Consider the following 19254-nt stretch of genomic DNA (forward strand, 5'->3'; position numbering starts at 1 on the left):
GGAGGTACGGACATTCCATCCTTATGCACGATTTCGCACCTTATGTCGAATTGGGCGGCGAACGCAGGGTTCGTCGTCGGGGTCTGGCAAATAGGGGATTGCTGTCACGGGGCCCGCGCGCCAAGGATCCGAGCCATGACCAGCATCGCATTCCGTCCGGCAACGATTGCCGATCTCGATACTCTGCGTGGCGTGATGGACGCCGCGATCGAGCATCTTCAGCAAGGGTTCCTGTCGCCCGAACAGATCGTTTCCAGCCGCGCGGTGATGGGGCTCGATCGCCAGCTTGTCGTCGACGGGACTTACTTCGTGGCCGAACTCGATGGCGCGATCGCCGGATGCGGGGGATGGAGCCGCCGCGCGACGCTTTACGGCGGGGACCACAGCGCCGGCTTGCGCGAACCGCGCCTGCTCGATCCCGCGAGCGAACCGGCGCGGATCCGGGCGATGTACACCCATCCCGATTTCGCCCGACGCGGCGTTGGTCGTGCCCTGCTCGCTCATTGCGAAGCGGCTGCCCGCGACGAAGGCTTTGCCGCGTGTGAATTGATGGGAACGATGGCCGGCATACCGCTCTATCTCGCCTCGGGATACGAAGTGGTGGAGGAAATCGTCGACGATCGCGGCGGGGCGCCGGTCCCGATGAAGCGGATGCGAAAGGCGCTTTGAAGTCGGGAGCGCCGGACCCGGTTTCAGGCTCCGGCGCAGTTGCTGCAAACGCCCCGGATTTCGACCACCGGGCGCACATCGGCAAAACCGGCGTGGACGGCGGCCTCCCGCAAGGCATCGGTCAGGCGGTCATCGTCGATGTGCGTGGCTTGTCCGCAGGAATCGCAGATCAGGAAAATGCAGTCGTGGCGACATCCGGGATGGGGGTTGGCCACATAGGCATTCGCGCTTTCGACCCTGCGCGCCAGATTGGTCCGCACGAACAGGTCGAGAATGCGATAGACACTGTTGGCGGCAACCCGCTTGCCGCGGCGCTGCCCGACGCTTTCGGCGATGTCGTAGGCGGACGCGGGCTTGTGCTGGGCGGCAAGGGCCTCGAACACGTCGGCCCGCATGTCGGTCCACTGTTCACCGGCCACCACCAGCGCATTGCGCGCCGCGTCGATCAGGTTTTCGCCGACGAGATCGTGATGCAGGTGGCTGGCCATGGTGAAAGGATAAGCCCGAGAAGGGCGGCATGCAAAGGCTAAGCCGTGCATCCCTGTCCATCGCGTGTCCGTGGGGACGGGCGATGGGGTGGACGTGCCGCACTATGGTGTGGGGAGGCGCAATCGTCGCTTGCGCCAGGCGATCAGCGAGGTTGCGCCGGAGTGCTCGCAACGGTGGTGGGCTTGGCGGAGACTTCGATGCCGTTCGCAGTCAATGCCATCCCGGCGCTGCCGAGCAAGAACCCGATCAGCAGCGCACGATAAAACTCCTTGCCAAAGGGCTTCATCAGACGTCTTTCAATCCATGTCACCGACCCCTTGGGGGAAGGAGCCGGTGCCTGACCGGTGTGGGGGGACGCCACCGGCCGAAGCGGTGCGAAACGGGCGGAACCCTTTTCGCATGTGCGCCATAAAGTAGGTATGGCTTTCACAATTCCAAGCCCTTGGGCATTGCGCACCAGCGGGCAGGCGCGCCTTAATCCGCAAGGCTCCCCGATGTCCAGATGAAGCGATGTAACAAAGGTATAACAAAAAGTAGGTACCCCCATAACGATCTTCGTCGAAATGGGAGTTTTGCGCCAATTTCAAATGGTTGGCATATCCCTCGATGGCGGTGGGATCACGCGTGCTCGGCGATGGAGACCCAGACCGGGGCGTGGTCGCTGGCCTTTTCCCGCCCGCGATAGGTTTTGTCGACCCCGGCTGCGACGAGTCGGTCGGCAAGCTCGGGCGAAAGCAGCGCATGATCGATGCGAAAACCATGGTCGCGTTGCCAGGCGCCCGCCTGATAGTCCCAGAACGTGTAGACTCCGCCACGCGGGTTGAGCAGCCCGAGCGCGTCGGTCCAGCCGGCATGAAGCAGGCGGCGATAGGCGGCGCGCGATTCGGGTTGCATCAGCGCATCGTCGGCCATCGCGCGCGTCGACCAGATGTCGTTGTCGCGGGGAATGACATTGTAGTCGCCGATGACGAGCGCGGGGACTTCCTCGGCGGCGATCTGGGCCATGCGGGTCTTCAACCGCTCCATCCAGCGCAGCTTGTAATCGAACTTGGGGCCGGGCTGCGGATTGCCGTTGGGCAGGTAGATGCACACCACCCGAAGTCCCATGACGTCGGCTTCGAGATAGCGGGAATGTTCGTCCTCGGGTTCGCCGGCAAGGCCGCGCTGGACTTCGACCGGGCGTTCCCCGCGCGCGAGGATCGCGACGCCGTTGAAGCCCTTTTGCCCGTGCCAGATCGCTTCATAGCCGATCGCGGCGAAATCGGCGGCCGGGAAGCCTTCGTCCTGGGTCTTGATTTCCTGGAGACAGGCGATGTCGGGCTGCGTTTCCTCGAGCCATTCGATCAGGCGAGGAAGGCGGGCCTTGATCCCGTTGATATTGAACGAAGCGACCTTGATGGAAGACGCGCGCTTTTCGCTCATACGCTGAAGCTCGCGCCGCAACCGCAGCCCGAGGCCGCATTGGGATTGCTGACGCGAAAGGCCGAACCGCCCAGCGATTCGACATATTCGACGACCGCACCGCCCAGAAGGTCGATGCTGACCGGATCGATGACCAGACGAACGCCGTCGGTTTCGGTCACGATGTCGTCGGTTTCCGGCGCATCGGCCAGATCGAACTTGTACTGAAAGCCCGAACAGCCGCCCCCTTCGACCGAAAGACGCAGAATCGCAGGCTTTGCCTGACGCTCGGCGATGGCGGAAATGCGCGCGGCGGCGCTGGGGGACAAAGTGACGGTCGAGGCGTTCATGACCTGAAGATAGGGTGTCGCCCGATGAACCTCAAGCAGTCACACTCCGGTCCGGGATTCTGAAGGGTGAATCCCGGACCGCGCGCTCAGGCAGACTGGATATAATGGCGCATCGCATCGGCTTCGGCTTCGATCCGTTCGATGCGGTATTTCACAAGGTCGCCGATCGAGATGAAGGCGATCATCCGGCCGTCTTCCATCACCGGCAAGTGACGGATGCGACGCTGGGTCATGAGGGCGAGAGCTTCAAGCACGGATTGGTCCGGAGAGGCCGTGATGACGGGAGTGGTCATCACATCGCGCACCTTGCGGCGCAGGATGTCCGCACCGTTGGTCTGGAGTGAATAGAGAACGTCGCGTTCGGAAAAGATCCCGGCGACTTCCGCGCCGACATCCTCGACCGGCAGTGCACCAATACGGCGCTCTGCCAGAAGCTCGACGGCATCGGCCACCGTATCTTCCGCATGAATTTTCCAGACAGGGCCGCTTCGCCCGGCAACAAGCCTTGCTATCGTCATCGCATCCTCCAATTTCCCTTACGGAAGGCTTGGTTTTTTGTGCCTTCCTCAGAACAGGATGCCACGAAAGCGCGAATCTGCAAGAGGTCTGTTGGAAAACTTTCTGCGCGGTGTTTCGAATGCGTCGAAACGTGTGCCGAGGGGCATTTCGCCTTGATTGCCCGCGTCTTGACGGCGCCGTTTTCAGTCCAGCGGGACGTAACGTGCAATATCGGCGACATGGAGCCACAAGACCCCGGCATTGGGCACCGAATTGGTCAGGGCATAGAACGCCCCGGCATGTTCGGGCGTCATGCCCATGGCGCGATAGTAATCGAGATAGGCCCGGTTGACGGGCGCATCGGGAGCGAAATCACGGGGGCCGTGCCCGGCATCGTCTTCCCAGGCATGAACCGCGAATTCCGCGTCGGGCGCGGCGTGGCGCGTGACACCGGCAAGGAACAGTTCCACCGCCCCCGAACGCACCGACCCGCCGGTCGGGATGTCGGTGGCGATCCCGCTGGCATGGATCATCCGGCCGAGACGCAAGTTGGCCGTGTCATCGAACGTTCCGGGGCAGTCGATCATTTCGAGCACGCGAATGCCGGGAAAAGCGTGCAGCATCCCGGCAAACCGGGCGGGCGAGGTTTCGTCGGTGGCATCAACGAGTGCGGCATGACCGGCGTCGATGACGACGAAGGGGCCAAACCGGGCAATGCCCTTGACGCGGGGCTGGTCCGAGGTTTCGACCATGCGATCGGCCCCGGCGCTCGTACCGGTTTCGACGGTGCGCGTTTCGGTCCAGCGCACGCCCGAGGCATCGGTCCAGGTCCGGGTCGTCGTCGTGCGGGTCGGTGTCGGGTGGGCCGCAGTCGCATGGGTGGTCGCTGCGGATGTCGTCGCTTCCGGCACCCGGGCATCCACCGGCACCCCGACGAGGGACGCGGCGAGCGCAAGGGGAGCAAGGAAGGCGTGGCGACGCATGGGCAGCATGCATCGCCGTTGTCCTCTTGCTCAATCGCAAATGCAATTGGTTAACGACGCTTAAGGGGCTGGGCGCAGTTGCCGCCAAATCGGCGCAGTTCCGGGATGGGGCGAAGGGCGCTGCGGGTTAAGTGTTTTTCCTTATGGCTGGATTTTGCAAGCAGAAGGACGCGCGCTGATGGTCGCGGTCGTCGCCACGGTCGCCTACCTCGGGCTGGATGCCCGTTCGGTCGAGGTGCAATGCCAGCTTTCGGCCGGGCTGCCGAGCTTTCGCGTCGTCGGCCTGCCGGACAAGGCGGTGGGGGAAAGCCGCGAGCGGGTCCATTCCGCGCTGGCCGCTATGGGCCTGTCGCTGCCGCCCAAGCGGATCACGGTCAATCTCTCGCCCGCCGACTTGCCCAAGGAAGGGTCGCATTACGATCTGCCGATCGCGCTCGCGCTGCTGGCGGCGATGGGGATCGTCGATCGCGAAGTGATTGCCGAGCATGTCGCGGTCGGCGAGCTCGCGCTGGACGGGCGGATCATCCCGAGCCCCGGCGTGCTTCTGGCCGCGCTCCATGCCGCCGGACAGGACAAGGGGCTGATCTGTCCCGCCGCGCAAGGGAGCGAGGCGAGCTGGGCCGGGGCAAGCGTGATCGGCGCGCCCGATCTCATCTCGCTGCTCAACCATCTCAAAGGGACGCAATCCTTGTCCCCGCCGCAGCCGGGCGAACCCGCGCTGCCCCCGCCCGGTCCCGACCTGCGTCAGGTCAAAGGGCAGGAGACCGCCCGGCGCGCGCTCGAAATCGCGGCGGCGGGCGGGCACAACCTGCTCATGGTCGGGCCTCCGGGGGCGGGCAAGTCACTGATGGCGGCTTGCCTGCCGGGGATCCTGCCGCCTTTGACACCTGCCGAGGCGCTCGAAGTCTCGATGGTGGCTTCGGTGGCCGGAACGCTGGAGGAAGGGCGGATCAGCCGGGCTCGCCCGTTCCGCGCGCCCCACCATTCCGCCTCGATGGCGGCCTTGACCGGCGGCGGGCACAAGGCGCGACCGGGCGAAGTCAGCATGGCCCATCTGGGCGTCCTGTTCCTCGACGAATTGCCCGAATTCCAGCGGACCGTTCTCGATTCGCTGCGTCAGCCGCTGGAAACCGGCGAAGTCACCGTTGCGCGCGCCAATGCCCACGTGACCTTTCCCGCGCGGGTCCAGCTCATCGCCGCGATGAACCCGTGCCGTTGCGGGCATCTTGCCGATCCGGCGCTGGCGTGCAGCCGGGCGCCCCGCTGCGCGGCGGACTATCAGGCGAAGATTTCCGGGCCGCTGCTCGATCGCATCGACCTTCATGTCGAAGTCGATCCGGTTTCGGCGACCGACCTGTCGCTGCCTCCGCCCAAGGAAGGCTCGGCGCAAGTGGCAGCCCGCGTCGCGGCGGCCCGGACGGTCCAGACCGGACGCCTTGCGGGCAGCGGGCGACGCAGCAATGCCGAACTCGACGGCGACCTCATCGAGCGGTTCGCCATGCCCGATGCGGCGGGACATGATCTGCTGACGCGCGCGGCCACGTCGATGAAGCTGTCGGCGCGGGGCTATACCCGCATCCTGCGCGTGGCGCGCACGATTGCCGATCTGGCCGGGGCGGAAACGGTCGGTCGCGTTCACGTGGCCGAGGCGCTGAGCTATCGCCGGGTCGCGCCCAGAGCATAGGATTTTTCCAACAAAGCGGATGCCTTGCCGCCTTGCCGGAGTATGACGACGTCCCAACGGACAGAAAAAGGGCGCAAGGACATGAAGAGCAGCGATCGGGACCTGGGCATGGGCATGGGCATGCCGATCGCGCGGCGTGACTTCCTCAACGGTGCGCTCATGTCGGGTGCCGCTCTCTCGGGTCTCGTCCCCGGCACATCCGCCCGCGCCGCCGACCCGATGCCCTATCCCCCCGCGCTGACGGGGATGCGGGGCAGCGGGTATCCCACGGCCTATTCGACCGGCCACGCGCTGCGCGATCATGTCTTCATGCCGACGGGCGCGCCGCAGGAAACCGCCGACAGCTATGACCTGATCGTCGTGGGCGGCGGGATCAGCGGTCTGGCCGCGGCGTGGTTCTATCAGCAGCGTCATGGCGGCTCCAAGCGCGTGCTGATCCTCGACAATCACGACGATTTCGGGGGTCATGCCAAGCGCAACGAGTTCGGCGAAGGCGCGTCCATGCGTCTGTCCAATGCGGGCAGCTTCAATATTTTCGCCGAGGACGGCGAGACCGGCGGTGCCCATGCCGATCTCTATCGCGCGCTGGGCATCGACATCGGCAAGCTGGCCGCCGAAACGGTCGATCCCGGTTTCTATCACCGCCACGGCATGGGGCAGGGCGTGTTCTTCGACCGCGAGACGTTCGGACGTGATGTGCTTTTGCCCGATCCGGCGCCCTGGACCGATTTTACTTATCTCTACGCGCCGACGACGCCTGCCGATGCAGAGGCGCGGTGGGCGCGGTTCATGGCCGATGCGCCGCTGTCGCCGCGTGCACGGGCTGATGTGCATCGGCTCTATCATGCCGCGACCGACTACATGGCGGGCATGACGGTCGAAGAGAAAGTCCGCCGTCTCGATACCATGAGCTATGCCGATTACCTGACCGGTCCGGCCGGGTGCGACCCCATGGTCGTCACTTATCTGCGCGACCGCACATTCGGCAGTGGGCGGGGGCTGCATTCGACCACGGCCCTGTCGGCGCATCAGCGTTTCGGCTTGCCGGGCTTTGCCGGGCTCGGTCTTCCCGCCGCCTATGAAACCGACGAGGCGGGGACGAGCTATCATTTCCCCGAAGGCAACGCGACGGTGGCCCGGCTTCTGGTCGGGCGGCTGATCCCCGGCGCGCTCAAGGGGCGTACGGCCGAAGGGGTCATGCTCGAACGCGTCGATTACAGTCGCCTTGATGACGCGGCCAATGCGACGCGCCTGCGCCTCAACAGCACGGCGGTCCATGTCGCCAACGTCCCGGGCGGGGTGGAAGTCCACTATACGCGCGGGGGTGTTGCCGGGCAGTTCCTCAAGACGCGGGCCAGGCAATGCGTGCTCGCCTGCTGGAACTATGTGATCCCCTATATCTGCCCCGAATTGCCCGCCGAACAGCGCGAGGCGCTGTCCTACAACGTGAAAACGCCCAACTTGTGGGTCAATGTCTGGCTCAACAACTGGCGCGCGTTCCACAAGGCGGGGACGTGCTACATGAATGCGCCGGGCAGCTATTACGCTTCGCTCATTCTCGAACAGCCGGTCTCGATCGGCGGCTATCGCCATTCGCAGACGCCCGATGATCCGACCGTCCTTACCATGCTGCACGGGTTCGAGACGCCGGGCCTGCCGATCAAGGACCAGTTCCGCATCGGTCGCGCCGAATTGTACGCGACTTCGTTCGAGACGTTCGAGCGCAACACCCGCGAACAGCTCGGCCGTGCGCTCGGGCCCTATGGTTTCGATCCCGCACGCGACATTGCCGGATTGACCGTCAACCGTTGGGGCCACGGCTATTCCTATTGGTACTCGGCGCTTTACGACGATTTTCTCAAGACCGGGGCGCCGCCGCCGCACTTGCTGGCGCGTCGGCCTTGTGGCGCGATCGCGATTGCCAATACCGATTCGGGCGGAACCGACACGACCGAACTCGCCATCGACATGGCCGCCCGCGCGATTGCCGAACTGGGCTGAGCGACTTTACCGGAACTGCAGCGACTGGGCGTGATAGAGCTTGCGGCGGCAGACCATGGTGCTGACGGTGTCGGCGACCAGGGCTGTCGCCATCAGCGGCAGGATCATGCCCCGGTCGGCCGACATTTCCATGACGATGATGACCGCCGTCAGGGGCGCGCGGGTGACGCCGGTGAAATAGCCGGCAATGCCGAGCAGGATGATCGCGCCCGAGGGGACGCCGGGAAAAATCGCCTGAACCGCAAGCGCCATCCATTGTCCAAGGCCCGCGCCGACCGAGAGCGAGGGCGCGAAAATGCCGCCCGGTGCGCCGCTGAGCGCGGTGGCCGTCGTCGCGATCAGCTTGGCCGGGGCAAAGGCGAGCGGGGCGGTCTGGCCGGTCAGCAGCGCCTTGGTCGTGCCATATCCGGTGCCCCATGACAGTCCGCCGCTGAGATAGCCGGTCACGGCCACGATCACGCCGCACAGCCCGGCAAAGAGGACGGGATGTGCGCGGACCGGGGTGAGCCAGTTGGCCCGCGACCAGGCGAACATCACCAGCACACGGGCGAAAATGCCACCCATGAGCCCGCCGATCACCCCGGCGAGAGGCGCTGCCAGCAGCATGGCAGGGCCGTTGATCTGTGCGTTCATCGCCCCGAAGTAGACGTAATCCCCGGCAAGGCTGAGGCTGACGAGCCCCGAGACCATGACCGCGGCCATGACCGTCATCGCCACTTTCTGTTCGAACGCGGAGGCCAGTTCCTCGACCGCAAAGGCGATTCCCGCCAAAGGCGTGTTGAACGCGGCGGCAACCCCGGCCGCGCCCCCGGCAATGACGATCCCGCTGGTGACGCGCGCACCGAACAGGCGATGGACCGCACGCATGATCGCCGCGCTGATCTGTACGCTCGGGCCTTCGCGTCCGGCCGATCCGCCACCGACCAGCACGGCAAGCGTGCCGACGAATTTCATCGTTGCGGTGCCGAGCGAGAGCGACTTTTCCGCAGTGGGCGAATGGAGGTGTTCGGCTGCCGCCATGACCTGGGGAATGCCCGATCCCCGTGCGAGCGGCGCGCTCGTGCGGGTCAGCCAGACCACTGACATGAAGAGGCCGGGGGGAAGCAGCAGTGCCAGCAGCGGATGATCGCTGTCGACATGGCGGAACAGGTCCTGCGCCACTTCGCCGCAACGGGCAAAGACGATGGCAACGACGGCAAGGACGATCGCCCCGGTCAGGGCCGCGAGTCGCGAGCGCAGGGCTTCGCGCAAGGCGGCGGGGGATCGGAGCTTCCGGGCGGCGAGGGCGGTTCCGGCTGACATGGCGGGCCTTTAACCGCTTGTCGCACCAAATGCACTCTTTGCGGCAACGTTTCGTCGCCTTTCCTCGCGGGGGTGGCCGTGGCATGATGGGAACAGAGGTCGGCCGCGCGTGTCGTTTGCCCCGACCGAGATCCCAAGTCTTTGGAGGAACAAGGATATGTCGACCAGCAATCGTCGCGAGGTCCTGCGGGCCATGGCCGTTGCGGGGAGCGTCGGTGCGGCTCTTGCCGTCGGCAGCGAGACCGCACAGGCGACGGCGCCGCGCAGCCGTTCGCCGCAGACCCAGCCGCCGCTGCCCTATGCCCCCGATGCGCTCGCCCCCGCCATTTCGGCGCGGACGGTCGATTTCCATTACAACAAGCATCACAAGGGCTACTTCACCAACCTTGCCAAGCTGGTGACCGGAACCCCGCTCGCCTCGGCCTCGCTCGAAGAGGTCGTGCTGGCAAGCGCGGGCAAGGCCGAGATGAAAGCCGTCTTCAACAATGCGGCACAGGCGCTCAATCACAACCTTTACTGGCAGAGCCTGACGCCCAAAGGGAGCGCCCCGTCCGATGCGCTGGCCGCCGCGATCATCCGCGATTTCGGCAGCAAGGCAGCGCTGGAGGGGGAACTGACCAAGGCTGCCGTCGGTCAGTTCGGCAGCGGCTGGGCCTGGCTCGCGGCGGATGCGGGCAAGCTCAAGGTTCTCGCGACGATGAACGCTGACACACCGCTGACGCAGGGGATGACCCCGCTGCTCGTCATCGACGTGTGGGAACACGCCTATTATCTCGACGAACAGAACCGCCGGGCAGACTATCTGACGGCGATCCTGCCTTTGCTCGACTGGGCGGGGGCCTCGTTGCGCTTCTGACGGGATGCGTCCGGGTCAACGTCCGGCCATGGCCTTGGCGCGGGGAAGGTAGGTGCGACCGATGCGCAGGGCATTGCCATCGGCGAGTTCCGCCGACCACACGCCGAGGCCGTCGTGGCGCAGGCCGGTGATACGGTCTCGGCGCACGATGGTCGAGCGGTGCAGGCGGATGAACCGCGTGGGATCGAGGCGGTCTTCCAGTCCCTGAATGGTGTGCAGCATCAGGTAAGAGCGCGACCCGACGTGGAGCCGGACATAGTCGCGCTCGGCATCGATGCGGTCGATGTCCCCGGCGGCAAGGCGCACGAGTTCGCTGCGATGGGGGACCCAGAATTCCTCGATCCATTCGCTTTCCGATGTGTTTTCGGAGGGCGCCGGGGCAGGCGTTTCGGTCGGTGCGGGCATCCCCCGGCGCGCAAGGGCGCGTTCGACCGCGCGTTCGAGCCGGTCCTGCGCCACGGGCTTGAGGACATAGTCGACCGCGTCGCAGTCGAAAGCCTCGACCGCGAAGTGATCGTGGGCGGTAACGAAGATCACCGCCGGGCGGCTGGGGCCGGTCAGGGGGCCGCTCAGCAGCCGCCGCGCGACGGCAAGCCCGTCCGCCTCGGGCATGGTCATGTCGAGCAGCAGCAGGTCCGGGGCCAGCGCCTCGACCAGGCGCAGTGCCTGCGCGCCGTCGTTGGCCGCGCCGACGACCGCAAGGGCCGGAATGCGGGCGGCGAGGATCTGGAGCCGTTCGACGGCCAGCGGTTCGTCATCAACGATCAGGGTGCGCAAGGTGTCGGTCATGGGTGGGACGTGCTTTCGCCTTGGGCCATGGGAAGGATGAGACGGGTGGCGTAGCCGCTCTCGTCCCTGCCGGAGAGAGGGCCGCTTTCGACGCTGGCGTCATGCCCGAACCGGGCGGCGAGGCGGCTGCGGACATTGGCAAGGCCAATGCCCGTGCCCGAGGCGTCGGCGGGCTTGCCCGGGCCATCGTCGGATACGGTGAGGATCAGCCGACCGCCTTCCGAGCGCGCGACGATGCTGATGGTGACCGGGCGGGTCGTTGCCGCCACTGCATATTTGATCGAGTTTTCGACCAGCGGTTGCAGGATCATCCCCGGCACGGTCGCGCAGGCAAGGTCAGCAGGAATGTCGAATCGGGTCCGCAGTCGTTCGGGAAAGCGCACTGCCTCGATCTCGAGGTAATGGCGTTGCAGGGCGATCTCGTCGGCCAGTGGGACGTCGGCAGTGGGATCGGCGGTCAGGCTGTGGCGATAGAAATCCGACATCGTCTGGATCATGCGCTCGGCCGCCTCGCTCCGGCCGGTCATGACCAGCGCGGACAGCGAATTGAGCGTGTTGAACAGGAAATGCGGATTGACCTGATAACGTAGCGACCGCAGTTCGGCGGCCTTGGCGGCGCGGCGATATTCGCCCTCGCGCCGTTCGGCCGCGCGCACCATTTCCGCATTGCCGAGCGCGAGATAGAGCGCAGCCCACGCGATCAGCAGGAAATAGCGGCCAAGCGCGACATCGGTCAGCTGCCGCCACACGCCCTCGTCCTTCACCAGGCCCAGAATGTCGCGCTCGGCAGCAGCCGTCGGGGGCGGGAGGGGGGGAGGCGGGGGCAGCGGAGACGCTGCCGAGGTCGGCGCGGAATCGATATCGATCAGGAGATTGCCGGAAAGGTCGTGCCGCACGCTGATTTTCGAGGAATCCCCGTGCGGGAGACGAGGCGCGGGAGCCCCATGCGTCGCTTCATCGGTGAGATGGGCGACGATGCGCGCTTCGACCGGGGCAAAGGCCTGCTGGTTGATGATCGCCAGCACCAGTGCGGCGGGAAGCATGATGACGAGAGCGGCAGCGAGGCGCAGCGCGATCGGCTTGCCGTCGCAACGGCGCAGCAGCGGCCAGGCGATCATGGTGACGACGATCCCCGCCAGCGAGACGAGTGCCCGCCGCCAGAGCAAGTCGGTGAATTCGCCCAGTTCGACCACCATCGCGCGCAAGGTGATGAGCGCGAAATAGCACAGCCAGAGCGCAACGGCCGAAGCCAGCACTTGCCGCGCGGGAACATGCGGCACGCGCGGCAGGTCCGCGTTCGGATCGGTATCGGTCGGGGTCCCCATGGGCCCGGACTATAAGAAGAAAGGCCCCGACCGCGCCAGAGCGGCGGTCGGGGCCTGTCATGCGTTGGTCGATGAAGACCCGTTCCCGCTTCAGAGCGGAAGCAGGTGTTCCTCGGCGATCTTCTTCTTCCACACCAGCGGGGCGAGCTGGTGCACGTTGTTGCCTTCCGAATCGACGGCCACCGTCACCGGCATGTCCTCGACCGTGAATTCATAGATCGCTTCCATGCCCAGGTCTTCAAAGCCGACGACCTTGGCCGCCTTGATCGCGTGCGAGACGAGATAGGCAGCGCCGCCCACGGCCATGAGGTAGGCCGACTTGTGATTGGCGATCGACTGGGTCGCGGCCGGACCGCGTTCGGCCTTGCCGACGCAGGCGAGCAGGCCCTGGTCGAGCATCATGTCCATGAACTTGTCCATGCGGGTCGCGGTGGTCGGACCGGCCGGGCCGACGACTTCGTCACGGACCGGATCGACCGGACCGACGTAATAGATCACGCGGCCCTTGAATTCGACCGGCAGGGGTTCGCCCTTGGCCAGCATGTCCTGGATGCGCTTGTGCGCGGCGTCGCGGCCGGTCAGCATCTTGCCGTTGAGCAGCAGGCGGTCGCCCTGCTTCCAGCTCTGGACGTCTTGGGCCGTCAGCGTGTCGAGATCGACGCGCTTGGCCGCGGCGTCGGGAGCCCAGTGGACTTGCGGCCATTCGTCGAGCTTGGGACGTTCAAGGAAGCTCGGTCCCGAACCGTCGAGCACGAAGTGCGCGTGGCGCGTCGCGGCGCAGTTGGGGATCATCGCGACCGGCTTGCCCGCCGCGTGGCAGGGTGCGTCCATGATCTTGACGTCGAGAATGGTCGAAAGGCCGCCAAGACCCTGCGCGCCGATGCCGAGCGCATTGACCTTGTCGAAGATCTCGATGCGCAGGCGTTCGATGTCGGTCTGGGGCCCGCGTTCCTTGAGCTGGGCCATGTCGATCGGCTCCATCAGGGCCTTCTTGGCCAAGAGGACGCAATGTTCGGCCGTGCCGCCGATACCGATGCCGAGCATGCCCGGCGGGCACCAGCCGGCACCCATCTGGGGCAGCATTTCCAGAACCCAGTCGACGATCGAATCGCTCGGGTTCATCATCTTGAACTTCGACTTGTTTTCGCTGCCGCCGCCCTTGGCCGCGACGTCGACGACGATCTTGTTGCCTTTCACCATGTCGACATGCAGCACGCAGGGCGTGTTGTCGCGGGTGTTGCGGCGGGTAAAGGCCGGGTCGGTCAGGACCGAGGCGCGCAGCTTGTTGTCGGGATTGAGATAGGCGCGACGAACGCCTTCATCGACGACGTCCTGCAGGCTCTTGTCGCTTTCGAGTCGGCAGTCCTGGCCCCACTGGATGAAGACGTTGACGATGCCGGTGTCCTGGCAGATCGGGCGATGCCCTTCGGCGCACATCCGGCTGTTGGTCAGGATCTGCGCGATCGCGTCCTTGGCCGCCGGGCCTTGTTCGGCCTTGTAGGCTTCGCCCAGCGCACGAATGTAGTCCATCGGGTGAAAATAGCTGATGTACTGCAGTGCGTCCGCGACGCTTTCCACCAGATCCGCCTCGCGGATGGTCACCATCTCTGCCATTTCGCTCAACCTCCATGGGTTCGGCCGGGCGCCAAACGGGCTGCGCGCGGCCAAATCGGTGCACGCCCATTACGCCTCGACGGACGACATGCAAATAACTTGGCGCGGGCTAGACGATAATCTAGAGGATCAGGTCATGCGCCGGTTGCCCCATGGGGCTGCCGATTTGTCGGCGCGTTCGCGCCGGGACGTCAAGAGACGAGGGAATTCATGACCTTGGTGGAAGAACGCGTGGCGAGTGAAGAACTGGCGGTTGCACGCCGTGCAATGATCGAGAGCCAACTGCGGGTCAGCGGCGTCAACGATCTGGCGATCCTTTCGGCTTTTGCCGCGATCGCACGCGAAGATTATGTCCCCGCCGAAAAGCGCGCCATTGCCTATATGGACCGCGCGGTTCCGCTGGGCGACGGTACGGTGCTTGCACCGGCTCTCACCCATGGGCAGATGCTGACGGCGGCTGAACCGGTGGCCGAAGATCGCGTGCTCGTGATCGGAAAGCCCGGCGCCTATCTTGCTGCCGTCACCGCGAAGGTGGCCGGCAAGGTGACCGTTGCCGCTCCCGATGCTGACTGGAATGCGGGTGCGCCCTATTCGCTCGTCCTGATCGACGGCGCGATCGAGGAAGCCCCGGCCAAGCTGGGCGCGGTTCTGGCCGACGGCGGCCGCATCGTTACCGGTCTTATCGAACGTGGCGTTCCGCGCCTTGCCATCGGTCGCAAGGTCGCGGGCGAACTCTCGTTCACGGTTCTGGGCGAAGCCGACTTTGCCGCGCTCGGCGAATTCGCTGCGAAGAAGACCTGGAGCTTCTGATCCGCCATGGGGGGGCGGGGATGGAGCCGGTTGCTGATCGGCGTGGCCTTGTGCGCCACGTCGGCGGCAAGCCGGGCAGAAAGCCTGCGCGACGCGCTCGTTGCTGCCTATCAGGGCAATCCTGATCTGCAGGGCGCGCGCGCCAGCCAGCGTGCGACGGACGAGAACGTTCCGATCGCACAGGCTTCCGGCCTCCCCAGCCTCTCCGGCTCGGTCTATTATGCTCACACGATCGAGAAGCAGGCCAACGGCGATCTCGATTTCTATCCCAGCGACACGGCCAGTGCGTCCACCTCGCTCAATGCGCCGGTCTATTCCGGTGGGGGCGTGCGCAATTCGGTGCGCGCGGCCAAGACTCGGGTCGAAGCGGGGCAAGCGAGCTTGCGCAGCACCGAAAGCGGGGTCTTTTCCTCGGTCGTTGCCGCCTATCTCGACGTCACGCTCAACACCGCGATCGTCGGTCTCAATCGCAACAACGTGCAGGTTCTGGAAGTCAACCTCAAGGCGACGACCGACCGCTTCGAAATCGGCGACGTGACCCGTACCGACGTTGCGCAGTCCAATTCGCGCCTTGCGCTCGCGCGGGCGGATCTGCGCACGGCCGAAGCCAACCTGATTTCCGCGCGCGAACATTACATTCAGGTCGTCGGCCATGCGCCGGGCGATCTCGATCCCGCGCCGCCGTTGGCAGGGCTGCCCGCTTCGCCCGACGAAGCGGTGCAGATCGCGCTCGATTCCAATCCCGACCTTGCCGCTGCGCATTATGCGACCAAGGCCGCCGATTACGACGTGCGCTCGGCCTCGTCCGCGCGGATGCCCAAGATCGCGGTGGTCGGATCGTACAACTACACCGACTATCTCGGCACGCTTTCGCCGCTGGCGCAGGCGATCGGCAGTCTCCCCCATGTCAGCACGGCGCAAGTGGGGTTGCAGGCAACCATCCCGATCTATCAGGGCGGCGGTCCCAGCGCGCAGATCCGTCAGGCGCAAGCCAACGAAGGCGCCGCGCAGGACAAGGAAATCTCGGTCGAGCGTCAGGTCATCGCGACCGTGCGCGCCGACTATGCCTCGTTGCAGGCGGCCAACGACAATATCGCGATGAACCAGACCGCCGTCGAAGCCGCCGCGCTCAGCCTTGAAGGCGTGCGGGCGGAAAACACGGTCGGCAACCGCACGATTCTCAACATCCTCGACGCCGAGCAGGAACTGCTCAACGCGCAGGTCAAGCTGGTGACGGCGCGGCGCAATGCCTATGTCGCGGGTTTCAACCTCCTGGCCGCGATGGGCAAGGCGCAGGCCAAGGATCTTGCGCTCGACAACGAACAGGGCGTGGCGCTTTATGATCCCAATGTTCACTACGAACATGTCCGGAGCGACCGATGGGACTGGCACGAGGATCCCAAGCCGGAGCCCGATGCGACGCGTACGGTGAATACCTCAGCGCAAGATGCAAAGGTTCCTCCCCAGCCCATGCCATGATAGTGCAATCATTGCGCTGATTCGGTTAGGGGCAGGGTGCTTCAGGAGCCGGGCGTATCATATCGATTCGGCCAGAGGCGGAATCGGTTCAGGGTTTGACGCTTCCGTATGTGAAGCACAGGGGATCGGGTAAGAGATGCGTCAGGCTGGCGAACCCTCGGTCGAGGAAATCCTCGCGTCGATCAAGAAAGTGATCGCGCGCGACAACCGGCTCGATGCTCCGCGCCGCGATACCGGCTGGCAATCGTCGGGCGATACGCTCGTGCGCGACCGGATCAGTGACGTGCTGGATCTGGGCGAAGTCGCGGCACAGATTCTGGCCGCCGAACGCCCGGCATCTGCCTGCGAAACGCCCGTCAGGGGCTCGACCACCACTGCTGCGATGGCGAAGGACGAAGACATGGCCGATTTCCCGCGATCGGGCGGCAGCAATGAAGAAACCACCGAATCGCTGCTGACGGCGGCGTCGGCCGCCGCTATGCGCGAATCGCTCGAAGCATTGGCGGCCCTGTCTGGCCCGGGAGCTCAGCCGCAGATCGTGCGTTCGGGCGAAACCTCGCTTGAAGGGCTCGTGCGCGATATGCTGCGTCCGATGCTGGCCGAATGGCTGGACAAGAACCTGCCCGCGATGGTCGAACGCATGGTCGCCGCCGAAATCGCCCGGATCGTGCGCAAGAAGGGCTGATGGCCGTACCCGAAGACCGGGCGGACGCAGGCGCGGCCCCAAAAATCGTGCAGAACGAGATCATGCAAGCTGGCCGGGCCGTCGAGATGCTCGGCGGGTTCGCGCCCCGGCATCACATCTTCCTTTGCGTCGATCCCGAAAAGGACAAGTGCTGCCCGCGCGAAGTCGGTCGCGAAAGCTGGGACTATCTCAAGCGGCGGCTGGGAGAGCTCAAGCTTGGCGGATCGACGGGCGTCCTGCGCAGCAAGGCCGGGTGCCTGCGCGTGTGCATGGCCGGGCCGGTGGCGGTCGTCTATCCCGACGGCATCTGGTACCATTCCTGCACTCCGCCGGTGATCGAGCGCATTCTCGTCGAACATATCATCGGTGGCGTGCCGGTAGAGGAATACCGCCTCACCCCGCCCGAGAGCTGACGATCGCGGGACGAAAACGCCTTCATTCGGTCATTCGCGCCGGGTAGGCATGGGGCAAACGGACTCCTGCAAACGGGGAAATTGCCTTGCCGCGCCAGAACCTTGCCGCTTTCGCCTCGCTGGTCCTCCCGTTTCTGGCTATCGCTCCGGCCGAGGCGGCGACGCGCCACCACCACGCGGCTGTGGGCCCGGTTGCAATCGGGCCCGTCGAAATCGGTATCGTCGCGTTCAACGACTTTCACGGCAATCTCGAACCGCCCCGCCAGTCGGTCGCCGCGCCCGACGGCAAAGGGGGAACGGTTGCCGTACCCGCAGGCGGTGCTGCCTGGTTCGCGAGCGCGGTCGAGCAGATCCGCGCGAAATATCGTTATCACCTGACCGTCGCAGCGGGCGACATGACCAGCGCGTCGCAGCTTGCCTCATCGCTCTATCTCGACGAGCCGACTGTCGGGGTGATGAACCGGCTGGGCGTCGATTACAACGCGGTCGGCAATCACGAATTCGATCGTGGCCGCGCCGAACTGTTGCGGCTTCAGAACGGGGGCTGCGCGAAATACACGGTCCATCAGCCTTGCGCGCTGGAACCTTTCGCGGGCGCTTCGTACCACTACCTTGCCGCCAGCACGGTCGACGTTGCGACGGGCAAGACGCTGTTCCCCGCCTCGGACTTGCGCTGGTTCGGCAAGGGACGTGCTCGGGTGAGCGTCGGGGTGATCGGTCTTGCGCTCAAGGACGTGCCGAGCCTGGTCAGCGCGGGCGGCGTCACCGGGCTTGCCTTTCGCGATGAGGTCGAGACGATCAATGCCGAGACGCGCAAGCTCAAAGCCGCAGGTGCCGATGCGGTCGTGGTCCTGATCCATCAGGGGGGCGCCGCCACGGGGGACGATCCCAACGGGTGCAAAGGCCTGACCGGAGACATTCGCCCGATTCTCGACCGGCTCGATCCGCAAGTCGATCTGGTCGTCTCGGGCCATACCCATCGCGATTATGTCTGCGACTATCCGGTTCCCGGGCGCGCGGGCACGCTCCTGCTGACCAGTGCGGGGCACTATGGCGAAGAAGTGACCGACATCGCCCTTTCCATCGATCCGCGCCGCCATCGGGTCGTGGCGCGTCATGCCCACAACGTGATCGTGCAGTCGGTCGGCTATACTTCGGCCAAGGGCTCGGTTGCCCCCACCACGGTCTATCCGCAGTTTCAGCCCGATCCGGCGATCGCGGCCTATGTCGGGCGCTATGTCACGGCGGCCCATGGCGCGATCACACGGGTCGTCGGTCATCTGTCGGGTCCTGCGACACGCGGCGAAGGGGGCGACATCTGGGATGGCGCCGGGCTCGGCAATCTGATCGCCGATGCTCATCTCGCCGCAACCAGAGTGGCCGGAGCGCAAATCGCCCTGACCGGTCCGCTCGGGATCCGTGCGCAGATCGTGCCGGGCAGCGACGGCGCGGTCACGTTCGGCGATCTTTATGCCAGTCAGCCTTTCGGCAATCTGCTCGTCACCGAAACGCTGACCGGAGCCGAACTCAAGGCGACGCTTGAACAGGGGATCGACGATCGCGGCCCGTTCGAAGTGCTCAGCCCCTCTGCGGGCTTTGCATGGCGTTTCGACCGCAGCCGGGCGGAAGGCGACCGGGTCGTGGCGATGACGTTCGAGGGGAAACCGGTCGACCCGGCCGCGCATTATCGCGTGACGATCAACAATTTCCTCGCCCAGGGCGGTGACGGCTTCACCGGTTTTGCGGGCAAGGCCGATGCGGTCAACGGCGGCGCCGACATCGACGCGTTCGAAGCCTGGGTCGGCGCGGTCCCCGTGCGCACGGTTCCGGCCGAGCATCGCGTCCTGCGCGAAGGTGTTCGCTAGGTTCGGACGCTCCATCGCGATGCAAGCCAACCCGATATAAG

19 protein-coding genes are annotated in these 19254 nt (G+C 65.4%); 9 read left to right on the plus strand and 10 right to left on the minus strand.

The genetic code is table 11. From position 1 onward, the window contains the following. Nucleotides 1–135: 135 nt before the first annotated feature. Nucleotides 136–669, plus strand: coding sequence for a GNAT family N-acetyltransferase (locus tag Y88_RS11840; RefSeq protein WP_008069544.1), 534 nt, complete (start codon nt 136–138; stop codon nt 667–669). 23 nt (nt 670–692) lie between these two features. On the opposite strand, the gene Y88_RS11845 is transcribed toward Y88_RS11840, so the two are convergent. The 6 genes from Y88_RS11845 to Y88_RS11865 form a co-directional block, all read right to left on the minus strand. Beyond that, complete coding sequence (locus tag Y88_RS11845; RefSeq protein WP_008069545.1) at nt 693–1157, minus strand: Fur family transcriptional regulator; 465 nt, start codon at nt 1155–1157, stop codon at nt 693–695. Between the two features lie 143 nt (nt 1158–1300). Beyond that, nucleotides 1301–1444, minus strand: a complete 144-nt coding sequence (locus Y88_RS19400) for a hypothetical protein (RefSeq protein ID WP_008069546.1) — start codon at nt 1442–1444, stop codon at nt 1301–1303. Nucleotides 1445–1776: 332 nt separating this feature from the next. Then, nucleotides 1777–2580: an exodeoxyribonuclease III gene (gene xth, locus Y88_RS11850; protein WP_008069548.1), complete on the minus strand. Its 804-nt coding sequence runs from the start codon at nt 2578–2580 to the stop codon at nt 1777–1779. Beyond that, entirely contained in the window at nt 2577–2909 is a 333-nt protein-coding gene (gene erpA, locus Y88_RS11855; protein ID WP_008069550.1) for an iron-sulfur cluster insertion protein ErpA, read from the minus strand. Before erpA ends, xth begins: the two co-directional genes overlap by 4 nt. Before the next feature lie 86 nt (nt 2910–2995). Beyond that, nucleotides 2996–3427: a CBS domain-containing protein gene (locus tag Y88_RS11860; RefSeq protein WP_026166873.1), complete on the minus strand. Its 432-nt coding sequence runs from the start codon at nt 3425–3427 to the stop codon at nt 2996–2998. A gap of 183 nt (nt 3428–3610) precedes the next feature. Beyond that, a complete protein-coding gene (locus tag Y88_RS11865) occupies nt 3611–4399 on the minus strand; it encodes a hypothetical protein (RefSeq protein ID WP_008069554.1) in 789 nt (262 codons plus the stop codon). Between the two features lie 169 nt (nt 4400–4568). Here Y88_RS11865 and Y88_RS11870 point away from each other — a divergent pair, with 169 nt between their 5' ends. Both Y88_RS11870 and Y88_RS11875 read left to right on the plus strand, forming a co-directional pair. Next, nucleotides 4569–6074, plus strand: a complete 1506-nt coding sequence (locus Y88_RS11870; protein WP_008069556.1) for a YifB family Mg chelatase-like AAA ATPase — start codon at nt 4569–4571, stop codon at nt 6072–6074. An 81-nt stretch (nt 6075–6155) separates the two neighbouring features. After that, on the plus strand, nt 6156–8075 hold the full coding sequence (locus Y88_RS11875) for an NAD(P)-binding protein (protein WP_232281049.1): 1920 nt from the start codon (nt 6156–6158) through the stop codon (nt 8073–8075). 6 nt (nt 8076–8081) lie between these two features. Here the strand turns inward: Y88_RS11875 and Y88_RS11880 are convergent, their stop codons facing one another. Next, nucleotides 8082–9377: a chloride channel protein gene (locus Y88_RS11880; RefSeq protein WP_018075538.1), complete on the minus strand. Its 1296-nt coding sequence runs from the start codon at nt 9375–9377 to the stop codon at nt 8082–8084. Nucleotides 9378–9534: 157 nt separating this feature from the next. On the opposite strand from Y88_RS11880, the gene Y88_RS11885 reads away from it, so the two are divergent. After that, complete coding sequence (locus tag Y88_RS11885; RefSeq protein ID WP_008069559.1) at nt 9535–10233, plus strand: superoxide dismutase; 699 nt, start codon at nt 9535–9537, stop codon at nt 10231–10233. Nucleotides 10234–10248: 15 nt separating this feature from the next. Here the strand turns inward: Y88_RS11885 and Y88_RS11890 are convergent, their stop codons facing one another. The 3 genes from Y88_RS11890 to Y88_RS11900 form a co-directional block, all read right to left on the minus strand. After that, on the minus strand, nt 10249–11022 hold the full coding sequence (locus Y88_RS11890) for a LytR/AlgR family response regulator transcription factor (RefSeq protein ID WP_008069560.1): 774 nt from the start codon (nt 11020–11022) through the stop codon (nt 10249–10251). Beyond that, nucleotides 11019–12347, minus strand: a complete 1329-nt coding sequence (locus Y88_RS11895; protein ID WP_008069562.1) for a sensor histidine kinase — start codon at nt 12345–12347, stop codon at nt 11019–11021. Before Y88_RS11895 ends, Y88_RS11890 begins: the two co-directional genes overlap by 4 nt. 90 nt (nt 12348–12437) lie before the next feature. Next, nucleotides 12438–13961, minus strand: coding sequence for a fumarate hydratase (locus Y88_RS11900; protein ID WP_018075537.1), 1524 nt, complete (start codon nt 13959–13961; stop codon nt 12438–12440). Between the two features lie 210 nt (nt 13962–14171). Here Y88_RS11900 and Y88_RS11905 point away from each other — a divergent pair, with 210 nt between their 5' ends. From Y88_RS11905 to Y88_RS11925, 5 genes are all read left to right on the plus strand, one after another. Continuing rightward, complete coding sequence (locus tag Y88_RS11905) at nt 14172–14771, plus strand: protein-L-isoaspartate O-methyltransferase family protein (RefSeq protein WP_008069572.1); 600 nt, start codon at nt 14172–14174, stop codon at nt 14769–14771. 6 nt (nt 14772–14777) lie between these two features. Beyond that, nucleotides 14778–16250 (plus strand): TolC family outer membrane protein, encoded by a 1473-nt coding sequence (locus Y88_RS11910; RefSeq protein ID WP_008069574.1) that lies wholly within the window; start codon nt 14778–14780, stop codon nt 16248–16250. 136 nt (nt 16251–16386) lie between these two features. Continuing rightward, nucleotides 16387–16935: a DUF2497 domain-containing protein gene (locus Y88_RS11915; protein ID WP_008069576.1), complete on the plus strand. Its 549-nt coding sequence runs from the start codon at nt 16387–16389 to the stop codon at nt 16933–16935. Beyond that, entirely contained in the window at nt 16935–17348 is a 414-nt protein-coding gene (locus tag Y88_RS11920) for a (2Fe-2S) ferredoxin domain-containing protein (protein WP_018075534.1), read from the plus strand. The genes Y88_RS11915 and Y88_RS11920 overlap by 1 nt, the downstream gene beginning before the upstream one ends. A gap of 86 nt (nt 17349–17434) precedes the next feature. After that, nucleotides 17435–19213, plus strand: coding sequence for a bifunctional metallophosphatase/5'-nucleotidase (locus Y88_RS11925; RefSeq protein ID WP_008069579.1), 1779 nt, complete (start codon nt 17435–17437; stop codon nt 19211–19213). Nucleotides 19214–19254: the final 41 nt, after the last annotated feature.

Source organism: Novosphingobium nitrogenifigens DSM 19370, assembly GCF_000192575.1.
In the GTDB taxonomy this organism is placed as follows: Bacteria; Pseudomonadota; Alphaproteobacteria; order Sphingomonadales; family Sphingomonadaceae; genus Novosphingobium; species Novosphingobium nitrogenifigens.

Bases quoted from the DNA above. Each gene is read 5' to 3' on its own strand.
- Y88_RS11905 (WP_008069572.1), top strand. From the start codon at position 14,172: ATGACCTTGGTGGAAGAACGCGTGGCGAGTGAAGAACTGGCGGTTGCA.
- Y88_RS11880 (WP_018075538.1), bottom strand. From the start codon at position 9,377: ATGTCAGCCGGAACCGCCCTCGCCGCCCGGAAGCTCCGATCCCCCGCC.
- Y88_RS11845 (WP_008069545.1), bottom strand. From the start codon at position 1,157: ATGGCCAGCCACCTGCATCACGATCTCGTCGGCGAAAACCTGATCGAC.
- Y88_RS11900 (WP_018075537.1), bottom strand. From the start codon at position 13,961: ATGGCAGAGATGGTGACCATCCGCGAGGCGGATCTGGTGGAAAGCGTC.
- Y88_RS11915 (WP_008069576.1), top strand. From the start codon at position 16,387: ATGCGTCAGGCTGGCGAACCCTCGGTCGAGGAAATCCTCGCGTCGATC.
- Y88_RS11890 (WP_008069560.1), bottom strand. From the start codon at position 11,022: ATGACCGACACCTTGCGCACCCTGATCGTTGATGACGAACCGCTGGCC.
- Y88_RS11875 (WP_232281049.1), top strand. From the start codon at position 6,156: ATGAAGAGCAGCGATCGGGACCTGGGCATGGGCATGGGCATGCCGATC.
- Y88_RS11860 (WP_026166873.1), bottom strand. From the start codon at position 3,427: ATGACGATAGCAAGGCTTGTTGCCGGGCGAAGCGGCCCTGTCTGGAAA.
- Y88_RS11865 (WP_008069554.1), bottom strand. From the start codon at position 4,399: ATGCTGCCCATGCGTCGCCACGCCTTCCTTGCTCCCCTTGCGCTCGCC.
- Y88_RS19400 (WP_008069546.1), bottom strand. From the start codon at position 1,444: ATGAAGCCCTTTGGCAAGGAGTTTTATCGTGCGCTGCTGATCGGGTTC.
- Y88_RS11920 (WP_018075534.1), top strand. From the start codon at position 16,935: ATGGCCGTACCCGAAGACCGGGCGGACGCAGGCGCGGCCCCAAAAATC.
- xth (WP_008069548.1), bottom strand. From the start codon at position 2,580: ATGAGCGAAAAGCGCGCGTCTTCCATCAAGGTCGCTTCGTTCAATATC.
- erpA (WP_008069550.1), bottom strand. From the start codon at position 2,909: ATGAACGCCTCGACCGTCACTTTGTCCCCCAGCGCCGCCGCGCGCATT.
- Y88_RS11840 (WP_008069544.1), top strand. From the start codon at position 136: ATGACCAGCATCGCATTCCGTCCGGCAACGATTGCCGATCTCGATACT.
- Y88_RS11910 (WP_008069574.1), top strand. From the start codon at position 14,778: ATGGGGGGGCGGGGATGGAGCCGGTTGCTGATCGGCGTGGCCTTGTGC.
- Y88_RS11870 (WP_008069556.1), top strand. From the start codon at position 4,569: ATGGTCGCGGTCGTCGCCACGGTCGCCTACCTCGGGCTGGATGCCCGT.
- Y88_RS11895 (WP_008069562.1), bottom strand. From the start codon at position 12,347: ATGGGGACCCCGACCGATACCGATCCGAACGCGGACCTGCCGCGCGTG.
- Y88_RS11885 (WP_008069559.1), top strand. From the start codon at position 9,535: ATGTCGACCAGCAATCGTCGCGAGGTCCTGCGGGCCATGGCCGTTGCG.